Annotated in this window: 11 protein-coding genes; 5 read left to right on the top strand and 6 right to left on the bottom strand. The window is 64.4% G+C overall.

Features of this window, described 5'->3' with window-relative positions:
• Positions 1–3: 3 nt before the first annotated feature.
• The 5 genes from NKH99_RS01180 to NKH99_RS01160 form a co-directional block, all read right to left on the bottom strand.
• On the bottom strand, positions 4–204 hold the full coding sequence (locus NKH99_RS01180; protein WP_023676334.1) for a hypothetical protein: 201 nt from the start codon (positions 202–204) through the stop codon (positions 4–6).
• The gene (locus tag NKH99_RS01175; protein WP_352448471.1) at positions 201–1,151 is read right to left on the bottom strand and encodes a carbohydrate ABC transporter permease; all 951 of its coding nucleotides are present in this window, start codon (positions 1,149–1,151) and stop codon (positions 201–203) included. The genes NKH99_RS01180 and NKH99_RS01175 overlap by 4 nt, the downstream gene beginning before the upstream one ends.
• Positions 1,148–2,095 (bottom strand): carbohydrate ABC transporter permease, encoded by a 948-nt coding sequence (locus tag NKH99_RS01170; RefSeq protein WP_353012450.1) that lies wholly within the window; start codon positions 2,093–2,095, stop codon positions 1,148–1,150. The genes NKH99_RS01175 and NKH99_RS01170 overlap by 4 nt, the downstream gene beginning before the upstream one ends.
• Before the next feature lie 110 nt (positions 2,096–2,205).
• A complete protein-coding gene (locus NKH99_RS01165; RefSeq protein WP_352469942.1) occupies positions 2,206–3,537 on the bottom strand; it encodes an ABC transporter substrate-binding protein in 1,332 nt (443 codons plus the stop codon).
• Positions 3,538–3,749: 212 nt separating this feature from the next.
• Positions 3,750–4,439 (bottom strand): PIG-L deacetylase family protein, encoded by a 690-nt coding sequence (locus tag NKH99_RS01160; protein WP_352743063.1) that lies wholly within the window; start codon positions 4,437–4,439, stop codon positions 3,750–3,752.
• Between the two features lie 27 nt (positions 4,440–4,466).
• On the opposite strand from NKH99_RS01160, the gene NKH99_RS01155 reads away from it, so the two are divergent.
• From NKH99_RS01155 to nhaA, 5 genes are all read left to right on the top strand, one after another.
• A complete protein-coding gene (locus NKH99_RS01155) occupies positions 4,467–5,357 on the top strand; it encodes a DMT family transporter (RefSeq protein ID WP_353012115.1) in 891 nt (296 codons plus the stop codon).
• 75 nt (positions 5,358–5,432) lie between these two features.
• On the top strand, positions 5,433–8,051 hold the full coding sequence (hrpB, locus tag NKH99_RS01150) for an ATP-dependent helicase HrpB (RefSeq protein WP_353012112.1): 2,619 nt from the start codon (positions 5,433–5,435) through the stop codon (positions 8,049–8,051).
• 105 nt (positions 8,052–8,156) lie between these two features.
• Entirely contained in the window at positions 8,157–9,482 is a 1,326-nt protein-coding gene (locus tag NKH99_RS01145; RefSeq protein ID WP_352448476.1) for an ActS/PrrB/RegB family redox-sensitive histidine kinase, read from the top strand.
• Between the two features lie 63 nt (positions 9,483–9,545).
• On the top strand, positions 9,546–10,109 hold the full coding sequence (locus NKH99_RS01140) for an ActR/PrrA/RegA family redox response regulator transcription factor (protein WP_023676342.1): 564 nt from the start codon (positions 9,546–9,548) through the stop codon (positions 10,107–10,109).
• 91 nt (positions 10,110–10,200) lie between these two features.
• A complete protein-coding gene (gene nhaA / locus NKH99_RS01135) occupies positions 10,201–11,394 on the top strand; it encodes a Na+/H+ antiporter NhaA (RefSeq protein ID WP_352995450.1) in 1,194 nt (397 codons plus the stop codon).
• Positions 11,395–11,411: 17 nt separating this feature from the next.
• Here the strand turns inward: nhaA and NKH99_RS01130 are convergent, their stop codons facing one another.
• Complete coding sequence (locus NKH99_RS01130; RefSeq protein ID WP_352969941.1) at positions 11,412–12,839, bottom strand: gamma-aminobutyraldehyde dehydrogenase; 1,428 nt, start codon at positions 12,837–12,839, stop codon at positions 11,412–11,414.
• Between the last annotated feature and the right edge of the window lie 8 nt (positions 12,840–12,847).

Here is a 12,847-nt window from a genome sequence, read left to right as displayed (position 1 = left end):
CGTCTACTCCGGAAATTTCGAGACGATGATGAACATCGCCGTGCCCGCAAGCATGGTGATGAAGGAATAGGTGTAGAGCACCAGTGCGAAGGGCTGGAACAGCATCAGGAAGCCGATGGCGATGATCGCGGTGGCGACGTTTTCCATCAGCCCGCGCCTGGCCCAGACGGGCCAGCGCGATTTGCGTTTTGCGGTCATGCTCATTTACGCACCGCGCCAAAGGTGATGCCGCGCAGCAATTGCTTGCGAAGCAGGATGGTGAAGACCAGGATCGGCACCAGAAAGATCGTCGTGCCGGCCGCGACCGCCGGCCAGTCCTGACCGCCTTCGCCGATGATGGTCGGAATGAAGGGCGGCGCGGTCTGCGCCGTGCCCGAGGTCAGCAGCGCAGCGAAGGCATATTCGTTCCAGGCAAAGATCAGGCAGAAGATGGCGGTTGCGGCAATACCGGTGGTCGCCTGCGGCAGCACCGTGCGCCAGAACGCCTGCAGCCTGGTGTAGCCGTCGATCATCGCCGCTTCTTCATATTCGCGCGGGATCTCGTCGATGAAGCCTTTCAGCAGCCACACCGCCAAGGACACGTTGACCGCCGTATAAAGCAGGATCATGCCGAGAGCCGTGTCCGACAGGCCAAGCTCCCGGTACATCAGGTAGATCGGGATGGCGACCGCGATCGGCGGCATCATCCGCGTCGACAGGATGAAGAACAGAAGGTCGTCGGCGAGCGGCACCTTGAAGCGCGAAAAACCATAGGCCGACAGCGTGCCGAGGAAAACCGCGCAAAACGTCGAGCCGAACGCGATAATCAGCGAATTGACGAAGCGCGGCATGAAGTTGGACGGGCCGGCGATCACCATATTGCGCTTGCGCACCGTCTCGTCGCACAGGCCCGTCGCCGGTCCCAGCGAGTTGATGTATTCCGGTGTTTGCCGAGTCCGGGTCGAGAACAAATTGCAGTAGCCCTCGAGGCTGGGCTGGAACAGGATCTTCGGCGGATAGGCGATCGAATCCGGCGGCGTCTTGAAGCTGGTGGCGAAGATCCACAGCAGCGGCACGATCGAGATCAGCGCGTAGGCGACGATGATGGCGCCGGCGACGCGCTTCGACGTGGCCGACGGCGCGACAACGGAATGGGCTGACGTCAGGCTCATCTCTGCTTCACCTTGTTGAGCGCCTTGACGTAGATGTTTGCGAGGCCAAACACTGCGACGAACAGGATGATGGCGAAAGCCGAGGAATAGCCCGTCCGCCAGCTTTCGAAGGCCTGCCGCTTCAGCGTGATCGAGGCCACTTCGGTGGTCGATCCCGGCCCGCCGCCGGTGAGCAAATTGACCATGTCGAACATCTTGAAGTTCTCGATGCCGCGAAACAGCACCGCCAGCATGATGAAGGGCAGCGCCATCGGCAGCGTGATCGACCAGAACTGCCGCCAGTTGGAGGCGCGGTCGACCTCGGCCGCTTCGTAGATGTATTCGGGGATCGAGCGCAGGCCGGCGAGGCAGATCAGCGTTACGTAAGGCGTCCACATCCAGGTGTCGACGATGATGATCGACCATGGCGCCAGTGACACGTTGGAGAGCATGCTGATCTCGGTTGCCGGAATGCCGGTGACGAACGAAACGGCGTAGGCGAACAGCCCGATCTGCGGCTCGTAGAGAAAGCGCCAGAAATTGCCGACCACCGCCGGCGATAGCATCATCGGCACCAGGATGATGGTCGTCCAGAAGGCGTGGCCGCGGAACTTGCGGTCGATCAGCCAGGCCAGAGTGAAGCCGATCAGCGTCTGCAGCAGGATGGTCCAGAACACGAAATGCGCCGTCGTCTGCATGGCGATCCAGATGTCCTGGTCGGCGAGGATGCGCTTGTAGTTGGCCAGCCCGAGGTTCTTCACAACCTCGTTGGGCCGATTGGCGCGAAAATTGGTGAAGGACAGATAGATTGCCCAGAACAGCGGAAAGATGTTGATAGCTAACAGCAACAGGATCGTCGGCGAGATGAACAGCCAGGCGAGGCCCTTGTCGCTGATGCCCCGGACCTTGCGGGCCAACGGCTCGGGCGTAGCCCGGGCAACGCTGTCCGCCGTCCGATTGAGCATGGTCAGTCCTGCTTCGGTCACTTGGCTCGTCTCGACAATGGAATTTATCTGAACTGTGTCCCGTGCCAAGTGGCACGGGACGGTTCGGTCATGGGCTCGGGAGGAGCCGTTTACATCTTGCCATCGTCCTGGAAGACCTCGGTCCAGTCCTTGACGAGGCCGTCGAGCGCATCCTTGGCCGAGCCTTGCCCGGCAACGACATAGTCGTGGAAGCGCTTCTGCGATGCCTGCAACAGCGGGGCATAGCTCGGCTCGGCCCAGAAGTCCTTCACGATGGCCATCGAGTCGAGGAAGGTCTGCGCATAGGGCTGGCTGGCCGGGAAGGCGGGGTCCTTGACGACCGCGTTGAGGCAGGAATAGCCGCCGAGCGACCACCATTTGGACTGCACGTCCTTGTTGGCGAACCATTTGATGTATTTGAGCGCGGCTTCCTGCTTGTCGGAATAGGAGACCACCGAGATGCCCTGGCCGCCGAGCTGGGCGAACTGGTCCCCGTCCGGACCTTTGGGATTGACGAAATAGCCGATCTTGTCGCCGCCGACATTCTCGTCCTTCTGCAGGCCTGGCCAGGTGAAGGCGAAGTTCATGTGCATCGCCACCTGGCCGGATTTGAAGGCATCAACGCCTTCGCCCATGTAGCTGTTCGAGGCGCCGGGAGGGGTGCAGCAATCGTAGAGGGCTTTGTAGAACTCCAGGCCCTTCACCGATTTATCGGAGTTGACGAAGCCTTCCATCTCGTAGGGTTTTTTCGGGTTTTCGTACTGGAAGCCAAAGCTGTAGAGCACGTCCATGGCGCCCATGGTGATGCCTTCCGAGCCGCGCTCGGTGTAGATCGACGCGCCATAGACGGTCTTGCCGTCGATGTCGCGCTTCTGGAAGAATTCGGCGATCTGCTTCAATTGGTCGAAGGTCGTCGGCGGGCCGAGATCCCAGCCGTACTTTTCCTTGAATTCCTTCCGCAGCTCCGGCTTGGAGAACCAGTCCTTGCGGTAAGTCCAACCGACGACGTCACCCATGGCCGGCAGCGCCCAGTAATTCGGCGAGTTCTTCGGCCATTCCGAATAGCCGACGACGGTCGCCGGCACGAAATCATCCATGCTAATCTTCTCCTTGTCGAAGAAGTCGTTCAGCTTGACGTAATGGCCGTTCTCGGCGGCACCGCCGATCCACTGGCTGTCGCCGATGATGAGGTCGCACAGCTTGCCGTGCGAATTCAGCTCGTTGAGAAAGCGATCGGCATAGTTGGTCCACGGCACGAATTCGAATTTCATGCCGATGCCGGTTTCCTTGGTGAAGTCCTTGGACAATTCCACAAGCGCGTTGGCCGGGTCCCAGGCTGCCCAGCAAAGCGTCAGATCTTCTGCCCGCGCGACATTCGAAACGGCTGTCGACGCAAAGAGTGTCGATGCCAGTCCCAACGCCAATTTCAAGGTCGATTTCATGCCTTCCTCCCATTTGCGAAACACGTCCGGATGACGGTTTCAAGAGCCCGCTAAACCCCTCCTCCGGGGCCCAAACACAACGACGCGGCGGCGCACCGGATGTTTAGTAATTTGTTTAGTGATGCAATTTTTACTAAACAAAGCAAGCGAATTCGTTGCTGCACCGCAGCATGCTGGACAGGAAAGCAACGTGAGAAGTTGCGGCGACCTGTCTAGGTCACCGTCTTGTTGCTGACAGCCACCGGACGGATCACTGGGGCCGGCGGCAGCAGCGCGCGGATATCGGCGAAGGGGAAGACTGGCTCGAAGCGGAAGGCCTCGGCAAACGATCCGGCCGGGCCGTTGCACTGGCCGGCGCGAAAGGCGTTCTGCGTGCGCGCCGCGTCGACGAAACGCTCGGGATCCTGCGACTGGTGCGCCCTGATCGCCTCCGCCTTGAGATCGAAATGCCTGGAGGTGTCGACGTAGTGCGTTGGCGAAAACCCGGTGCCGCCGAACGTGTCGGCATGTAGCACCGGCACCGAGAATGACGCTGCGATGCGCACGCCATCCGACAGCGCGCGGTGGTCGCCATGATAGTCGTTCGGCGCATGCGTTATCACCAGATCCGGCCCTATCTCGCCGATCAGTGCTTTGAGCGCCCCGATCAGCGCGGCATCCGCGACCAGCCCGCCATCGGGAAAGTCGAGGAAGCGCGGCGTCACGCCAAGCAGGCCGGCCGCCGCCGTCGCCTCCTTGCGGCGCGTGCGGGCAAGTGCGGCCGGATCGCCATAGCCGCCCCTGGCGCCATCCGTGGCTATGGCAAAAAAGAGTTCTGCGCCTTGCGCGGCATAGGCGGCCATCGTACCGAACATGAAGATCTCGATGTCGTCCGGATGCGCGCCAAGCGCCAATATCTTCACTCTCATCTCTCCCGGAAATGGAAAAACGTGCCCAACGGAATTCTGCTCGCGCTCATCGCCTATGCAAGCTATTCGTGCAGCGACGCGGTTGTCAAAAGCCTGGGCGGGCAGTTCAACGTCTTCGAGATCGGCTTCTTCTCGACATTGTTTGCCGGCTGCTTTCTGCTCTTTGCCAGGCCGGCAGGCGAGCGCTGGCTCGATTTCTGGCGCACCAACCGGCCCTGGGCGGTACAGGCCCGGGCCTGGGCCGGCATCGCCTCGGGCGTGCTCAGCGTCTATGCCTTCACCACCATTCCGCTGGCGGAAGTCTATGCGCTCATCTTTCTGGCGCCGCTGTTCGTCACTATCCTGGCCACGCTGGTCCTCAAGGAGAAGGTCGGCCCGTGGCGGTGGCTGGCGGTGGTCGCCGGCTTTGCCGGGGTCATGCTGGTCGTCAGGCCGGGGTTTCGCGAATTGCATCTTGGTCATCTGGCGGCGTTCATCATCGCCTTCCTGGCCGCCACCAATGTGATCCTGATGCGTTCGCTCGCCGCGCAGGAAAAGCGCACGACGATGCTCGGCGTGCTGATCGGCTACGGCCTGCTCTTCAACGGCGCCGGTGCGGCGGCTACCTCGTTCTCGCTGCCGGATGGCAGGCAATGGGCCTGGCTGGTACTGGCCGGCGGCTTTACCGCCGGCGGCCAGCTGTTGCATCTGCTGGCGGTCAAATACGCGCCGGCCAACCGCATCGCGCCGACGCATTACTCGCAGATCGTCTGGGCGGTGGTTCTGGGTGCGCTGTTCTTCAGGGAATATCCGGATTTTCTGTCGCTGGTCGGCTTGGCCGTGGTCGGCGGTTCCGGCCTGCTGACCATGGTGCGCGAGGAGGTGCGGCTCGGCACGGTGCGCTGGAACCCGTTTTCGCGGACCAGGCTTTGAGTCGGCGCCGAGGTTGCGCCGCGACCGCCACCGCTGATATGCGGTTGCTGCCAACTGGCTGCACAGCATAGCACAATGACGACAAAACCCTTGCCGGACCTGCCGGTCTCCGTTGTCTTGCCGGCGCTCAATGAAACGCTGAGCCATGGTAACAGCGCCGTGCTGGTGGCGCCACCCGGTGCCGGCAAGACGACGCTGGTTCCACTGGCGCTGCTCGACGCTGAATGGCTCGGTGCCGGAAAGATCATCCTGCTCGAGCCGCGCCGCCTCGCCGCCCGCGCTGCCGCCCGCCGCATGGCCGAATTGCTCGGCCAAGAGCCCGGCGAAACCGTCGGCTATGCCGTGCGCATGGAAAACCGCAGTTCCGCAAAGACCAGGGTTCTCGTCGTCACCGAAGGCGTGCTGTCCCGCATGATCCTCGACGACCCGGAACTGCCTGGTGTCGCGGCGGTGCTATTCGACGAGTTCCACGAACGCTCGCTCGACGGCGATTTCGGGTTGGCGCTGGCGCTTGACGTGCAGGGTGCGCTGAGGCCCGAACTCAGATTGCTGGTGATGTCGGCAACGCTCGACGGCGCGCGTGTCGCAAAATTGCTGTCCGGCGCGCCGGTGATCGAGAGCGCGGGCCGCGCCTTCCCGGTCGACATCCGCTATGACGAGCGGCCGGCCGGCGTCACGATCGAGGACGCCATGGCCAAGGCGATCCGCTCGGCGCTTGCCGGGGAGGAGGGCAGCGTGCTCGCTTTCCTGCCCGGCCAGCGCGAGATCGAGCGCACCGCCGAGCGGCTGGCGGGCAAGGTCGGCGCCGATACCGACATCGTGCCGCTCTATGGTATGCTCGACAACAAGGCGCAGGACGCGGCGATCAAGCCGGCGCCGCTCGGCCGCCGCAAGGTCGTGCTGGCGACGTCGATCGCCGAAACCTCCATCACCATCGACGGCGTCCGCGTCGTCATCGATTCCGGCCTGTCGCGGCTGCCGCGCTATGAACCGGCGAGCGGCCTGACGCGGCTGGAGACGGTACGTGCTTCCCGCGCTTCCGCCGACCAGCGCGCCGGCCGTGCCGGACGCACGCAGCCGGGCGTCGCCATCCGGTTGTGGCGGGCCGAGCAGACAGCGGCGCTGCCGGCCTTCACGCCGCCGGAAATCCTCGAGGCCGATCTTTCCGGCCTGTTGCTCGATAGCGCAGCGTTCGGCGTCGCCGATCCGACCAGTCTATCCTTCCTCGACCCCCCACCGGCTCCGGCGCTCACCGAGGCGAGGGTACTGCTACGTGCGCTCGATGCTGTCGATGCGGCAGGACGCCTGACGGATGCCGGTGCCGCGATGCGCCGGCTGGCGCTACCGGTGCGGCTCGCCCATATGGTCGCCGAGGCGGCAAGGACCGGAGAGGCGCTCGAGGCGGCGATGCTCGCCGTATTATTGACCGAGCGTGGCCTTGGCGGCGATGGTGCCGATCTCGAACGGCGGCTGCTGCGCTTTCGCGCCGAAAGATCGCCGCGCGCCACCGCCGCCCGGCAGCTGGCTGAGAGGCTCGCAAAGCAGGCTTCACCCTTCCCCTCTAGGGGAGGGTCGGCAAGCGAGCCGAGCGCAGCGAGACGAGCGAGACGGGGCGGGGTCGTCGATGGCGTGCCCGAAGCGGCCCCACCCCTATCCGGTACGCGGATCGACGCGCCGGGGCGAGCCACGGGTCTCGCCCGTCCTTCCGACCCCCTCAAGGGGGAGGGCAGCACAGCCGGCGCTCTCCTCATCCATGCCTGGCCGGATCGGGTCGCCAAAGCGCGCGGCGAGCGTGGCCGCTTCGTGCTTGCCAACGGCTCGGGCGCCATGCTCGACGCCTCCGATCCGCTGGCCGGCGAGACCTGGCTCGTCGTCGCCGACCTGCAGGGCAAGGCGCAGAACGCCCGCATCACCGCAGCGGCAGCCATCGATGAGGCCGACATCCGCACGGCGCTGGCGGAAAAGATCGAGGCCCGCCGCGAGGTGAGCTTCGACCGCGACAGGCGCGCGGTGCGGGTGCGCGAAACGGTTCGCCTCGGCGCCATCACGCTGTCCGAACGCATGCTGCCGGCGCCGACCGGTGCCGACGCGGATCGCGCCATCCTCGACGCCTTGCGCGAACACGGCCTGTCCCTGTTGCCGTGGAACAGCGAGGCGGAGACGTTGCGGCAGCGGCTCGGCTGGCTGCATCGCGGCCTCGGCGTGCCATGGCCCGATGTCTCCGATGCCGCGCTCCTCGAGCGCCTCGACGACTGGCTGCTGCCGTTCCTTTCCGGCGCGGCATTCTTTGCGGCAATCGATCCCAGCGTGCTTTCGCAAGGCCTGATGACGCTGGTGCCACACGAATTGCAGCGCAAGATCGACACATTGGCGCCGACCCATTTCGACGCGCCGTCGGGCAGCCGGCTGCCGATCCGCTATGACGGCGAATGGCCGGTGCTGGCGATCCGCGTGCAGGAACTGTTCGGCCTCGACCGGCATCCGGCGATCGCCAACGGCACTGTGCCGCTGACGCTCGAATTGCTGTCGCCGGCGCACCGGCCGATCCAGACGACGCGCGACCTGCCCGGCTTCTGGCGCGGCTCCTGGGCCGATGTGCGGGCAGAGATGCGCGGCCGCTATCCCAGGCATGTCTGGCCGGAGAACCCGCTTCTCGCCGCCGCCACTAGCCGCGCCAAGCCGCGCGGTACCTGATGCTTCCAGACTGTCATGCTTCCAGACTGTCATCCCGAACCGAGGCCCAGCTTCGGCGGTTTTCGGAAAAGACCTCCGGCTGTTTCCCCTCTATAATCACTGCCCATGATAAACATCCTGCACGCACCCGACTTCCAGCAAAGCCAGCGGCTGCGCCTCAACACGCTGATCAGGTTGCGCTGGCTTGCCATCGTCGGCCAGAGCCTGACCGTGCTTGTCGTCGCTTACGGGCTGAAATTTCCGCTACCGGTCAGCATGTGTTTTGCGCTGATCGCCTGTTCGGCCTGGATGAACCTTTTGCTGACCTTCCGCTATCCGGCGGCGCATCGGCTTACCCCGTTCTCGGCCTTCGCCATCCTGACCTTCGACAGCCTGCAGCTTGCCGGCCTGCTCTACATGACCGGCGGCCTTACGAATCCGTTTTCGCTGCTGATGACCGTGCCCGTCGTCGTCTCGGCGACGTCGCTGCCGCTGCGGCTGACCGCCATGCTCGGCGCGCTGGTGATCGTGGCGGCGACGCTGCTGGTCTTTTACCACCTGCCGCTGCCCTGGCATGAGGGGGCGCCATTGGCGATGCCGTTCATCTATGTCGCCGGCATGTGGATGGCGGTGTTCTGCTCCATCGCCTTTACCGCGATCTATGCCTTCCGGGTGGCCGAGGAGGCGCGGCTGCTTGCCAACGCGCTTGCCGCCACGGAATTGGTGCTGCAGCGAGAACAGCATCTCTCGGCCCTCGACGGCCTCGCCGCGGCCGCCGCGCACGAACTCGGCACGCCGCTCGCCACCATCACGCTTGTTGCCAAGGAGATGGAGAAGGCGCTTGGCGAAGATCCGAAATACGGCGAGGACGTGAAGCTGCTGCGTTCGCAGAGCGAGCGCTGCCGCGAAATCCTGAAGCGCCTGACCAGCCTGTCCTCCGAGAGCGAGGTGCACCTCTCGCGCCTGCCGCTGACCTCGCTGGTCGAGGAGGTGACGGCGCCGCACCGCGATTTCGGCATTTCGATCAAGCTTCGGCCGGGCGAGCGCATCGGCCCGGAGCCGGTGGGCCGGCGCAATCCCGGCGTCATTTACGGCCTCGGCAATCTGGTCGAGAACGCGGTCGACTTCGCCCGCAACAGCGTGACAGTGCGCTGGAACTGGAATGAGGCCGCCGTCAGCTTCTCGATCATCGACGACGGGCCGGGCTTTCCACCGGAGATCATCGACCGTATCGGAGAACCCTATATGTCGACGCGACAAGGCACCGAAGCCGGCGGCGGCCTCGGCCTCGGCCTATTCATCGCCAAGACCTTGCTCGAACGCTCCGGCGCGACGCTCGATTTCCGCAATTCAAGCGAGCCCGGCGAGGGCGCTATCGTGCAGATATCGTGGCCGCGCAGCGTCTTCCTCAATCCCGAGCAGGCTTCGGCCACCATGTTCGACACGGCCTAAATTGGACAATAGCGTTGCGAAACTATATTTGCGTAAAAATCAGGCAGCAGGATTTTCAGCACGATGAGTACTGACGAAACGATTGGCGCAATGGTCGAAGGCGAGGATACCTCGCTGCTGATCGTGGACGACGACAAGCCGTTCCTGACGCGGCTTGCCCGCGCCATGGAAACCAGGGGTTTCGTGGTCGAGACGGCGGAGAGCGTCGAGGAGGCGGTTGCCAAGGCGCGCGCCAATCCGCCGGCCTATGCGGTGGTCGACATGCGGCTGGCCGACGGCAACGGCCTCGACGTCGTCGCCGCGATTCGCGAGAAGCGCGACGATGCCCGCGCCATCATCCTCACCGGCTACGGCAACATCGCCACCGCGGTGACAGCGGTAAAGCTCGGCGCCATCGACTATCTGTCGAAGCCGGCCGATGCCGACGATATTTTTGCCGCCCTGACCCGCACCGCGGGTGAACGCGCAGCGCCGCCAGAAAATCCAATGTCGGCCGATCGCGTGCGCTGGGAACACATCCAGCGCGTCTACGAAATGTGCGACCGCAACGTCTCGGAAACCGCACGCCGCCTGAACATGCATCGCCGCACGCTGCAACGCATCCTCGCCAAGCGCGCGCCGCGCTAAAGGGCTCTCATTACAGGCTTGCCCGGCCAGCGCTGTTTGCGCATCATCGCTTGGCGGTGTCGGACCTTGCCGCTGATACGACGGAGGCGACATGCAGGACGAAAAGCGGCTGGTCTCCATGCTGCGCGAATTCCTCGACAGCGAGGCGGCCGGCGGCCTCATCCTGATGGCTGCGGCGGCCTTGGCCCTGATCGTCGCCAATTCGCCGCTGGGCGAGGCTTATTTCTCCGCCCTCCATGCCTATCTCGGACCGCTCAGCGTCTCGCACTGGATCAATGACGGCCTGATGGCGGTGTTCTTCCTGCTGGTCGGTCTCGAGATCAAGCGCGAAATGCTTGACGGCCAGCTGTCGACCTGGCCGCGCCGCGTGCTGCCCGGCATCGCCGCCGCCGGCGGCATGGCAGCGCCGGCACTGGTCTACGTCGCCATCAACCGCAACAATCCAGCCGCTCTGTCCGGCTGGGCGATCCCAACCGCCACCGATATCGCCTTTGCGCTCGGCGTGCTGTCGCTGCTCGGCAGCCGCGTCCCGGGTTCGCTGAAGATATTCCTCACGGCGCTTGCCATCATCGACGATCTCGGCGCGGTGCTCATCATCGCGGTGTTCTATACCAGCGGCCTCTCGCTCGCCTATCTCGGCGCCGCCTTCGCCGTGATCGCGCTGCTGGTGGTGCTCAACCGCATGCGGGTGCTGACGCTGCTGCCGTACATCTTGCTCGGGATCGTTCTGTGGGTTTTGGTGCTCAAATCGGGCGTCCATGCGACGCTCGCCGGCGTCGCGCTGGCCCTCACCATACCGCTGAAGATATCGCCGGGCAGCGGCCATGATCTCGACCATTCGCCGCTGCACCGGCTCGAACACGGCCTGCACAAAGTCGTCGCCTTTTTCGTCATCCCGATTTTCGGCTTTGCCAACGCCGGCGTCTCGCTCGCCGGTCTCAGCGCTGCCGCCCTGGCCGAGCCGCTGACGCTCGGCGTCGCCGCCGGCCTCGTCTTGGGCAAGCTGGTCGGCGTGTTCGGGTCTTCCGCGCTTGCCATCCGGCTTGGCTTCGCCGATCTGCCGGTCAATGCCGGCTGGCTGCACATGGTCGGCATTTCGCTGCTCTGCGGCATCGGTTTCACCATGAGCCTGTTCATCGGCTTGCTCGCCTTCGCTGGCGACGCCGCCCTGCAGGACGCGGTCAAGGTCGGCATCCTCGCCGGCTCTTTCATCGCCGCGCTCCTAGGCGCCGCAGTGCTGCTGGTCGCGCCGGCCGCAGGCGAGGCGGAGGAGGCGGAAGAATAGGCGTCTCCTCGCGGGCGCTACCCGTGAGCGACCATGACGTGGCGGACGGCGGTATAGTCCTCCAGCGCGTAGAGCGACATGTCCTTGCCGTAGCCGGATTGTTTCAACCCGCCATGCGGCATCTCGTTGGTCAGCATGAAATGGGTGTTGATCCAGGTGCAGCCATATTGCAGCCGGGCGGCCGTCGCCATGGCCCGCGAAACATCCTTGGTCCACACCGACGACGCCAGGCCGTAGTCAGAATCATTGGCCCAGTTCACCGCTTCGTCGACTTCGGAAAAGCGGGTGACCGAGACCACCGGACCGAACACTTCGCGGCGCACGATCTCGTCCTCCTGCAGCGCGCCGGCGACGACGGTCGGCTGGTAGAAGAAGCCGGAGCCCTCGCCCGGCTTGCCGCCCGTGGTGATCTCGATGTGCTTGAGCTCAGAGGCGCGCTCGACGAAGCTCGAGACGCGGTCACGCTGGCGACGCGAGATCAGCGGGCCGATCTCGTTCTCGGTATCGTCGGGGCGATCATACTTGATGGTCGAGACCGCAGTGGAGAGGTCGGCGACGAGCTTGTCGTAGATCTTCTTGCCGGCGTAGATGCGGCAGGCCGCGGTGCAGTCCTGGCCGGCATTGTAATAGCCGAAGGCGCGCAGGCCGTTGACCACCGCGCCGAGATCGGCGTCGTCGAAGACGATGACCGGCGCCTTGCCGCCGAGCTCGAGATGCGTGCGCTTGACCGATTTGGCGGCAGCCTGCAGCACCTTCTTGCCGGTGGCGACGTCGCCGGTGATCGAGATCATGTTGACCTTCGGGTGGTTGATCAGCGTGTTGCCGACGCTGTCGCCGCGACCGAGCACGACGTTGACGACGCCTTCCGGCAGGATCTCGGCAAGGATTTTCGCCAGCTTCAGCGCGGTCAGCGGCGTCTGTTCCGACGGCTTGAAGACGACGGTGTTGCCGCCGGCAATCGCCGGCGCCAGCTTCCAGGCCATCATCATCAGCGGATAGTTCCACGGCGCGATCGACGCGACAACGCCGATGGCGTCGCGGCGGACCATCGAGGTGTGGCCGGGAATGTATTCGCCGGCGACCTGGCCGGGCATCGAGCGGACCGCGCCGGCAAAGAAACGGTAGCAGTCGACGATCGCCGGGATTTCGTCATTGAGCACGGCATTGATCGGCTTGCCGCAGTTCAGCGCCTCGAGCGCCGCGAAATCCTGTGCAGCAGCCTCGATGCGATCGGCGATCTTCAGGAGATAGCCGGCGCGCTGCGCCGGTGTTGTGCGGGACCAGGTGACGAAGGCTTTTTCGGCAGCAAGCACGGCCGCCTCGATCTGCGCTGGGCTGGCCTCAGGCAGATTGAGGATGGTCGCCCCGGTCTTCGGGTTGAGGATCGGCTCCTCGGTCTCGGTGCCTTTTTCGAATTTCGAGCCGATCAGCATCTGCGTGTCCATGGAAGTCT

Source organism: Mesorhizobium sp. M0854 (genome assembly GCF_040319815.1).
Classification (GTDB): Bacteria; Pseudomonadota; Alphaproteobacteria; order Rhizobiales; family Rhizobiaceae; genus Mesorhizobium.
Note: the sequence above shows the minus strand (reverse complement) of the source record. Positions and strands in the feature narration are given on the sequence as shown.

Bases quoted from the DNA above. Each gene is read 5' to 3' on its own strand.
- hrpB (WP_353012112.1), top strand. From the start codon at position 5,433: ATGACGACAAAACCCTTGCCGGACCTGCCGGTCTCCGTTGTCTTGCCG.
- NKH99_RS01165 (WP_352469942.1), bottom strand. From the start codon at position 3,537: ATGAAATCGACCTTGAAATTGGCGTTGGGACTGGCATCGACACTCTTT.
- NKH99_RS01130 (WP_352969941.1), bottom strand. From the start codon at position 12,839: ATGGACACGCAGATGCTGATCGGCTCGAAATTCGAAAAAGGCACCGAG.
- NKH99_RS01145 (WP_352448476.1), top strand. From the start codon at position 8,157: ATGATAAACATCCTGCACGCACCCGACTTCCAGCAAAGCCAGCGGCTG.
- NKH99_RS01180 (WP_023676334.1), bottom strand. From the start codon at position 204: ATGAGCATGACCGCAAAACGCAAATCGCGCTGGCCCGTCTGGGCCAGG.
- NKH99_RS01170 (WP_353012450.1), bottom strand. From the start codon at position 2,095: ATGCTCAATCGGACGGCGGACAGCGTTGCCCGGGCTACGCCCGAGCCG.
- NKH99_RS01140 (WP_023676342.1), top strand. From the start codon at position 9,546: ATGAGTACTGACGAAACGATTGGCGCAATGGTCGAAGGCGAGGATACC.
- nhaA (WP_352995450.1), top strand. From the start codon at position 10,201: ATGCAGGACGAAAAGCGGCTGGTCTCCATGCTGCGCGAATTCCTCGAC.
- NKH99_RS01175 (WP_352448471.1), bottom strand. From the start codon at position 1,151: ATGAGCCTGACGTCAGCCCATTCCGTTGTCGCGCCGTCGGCCACGTCG.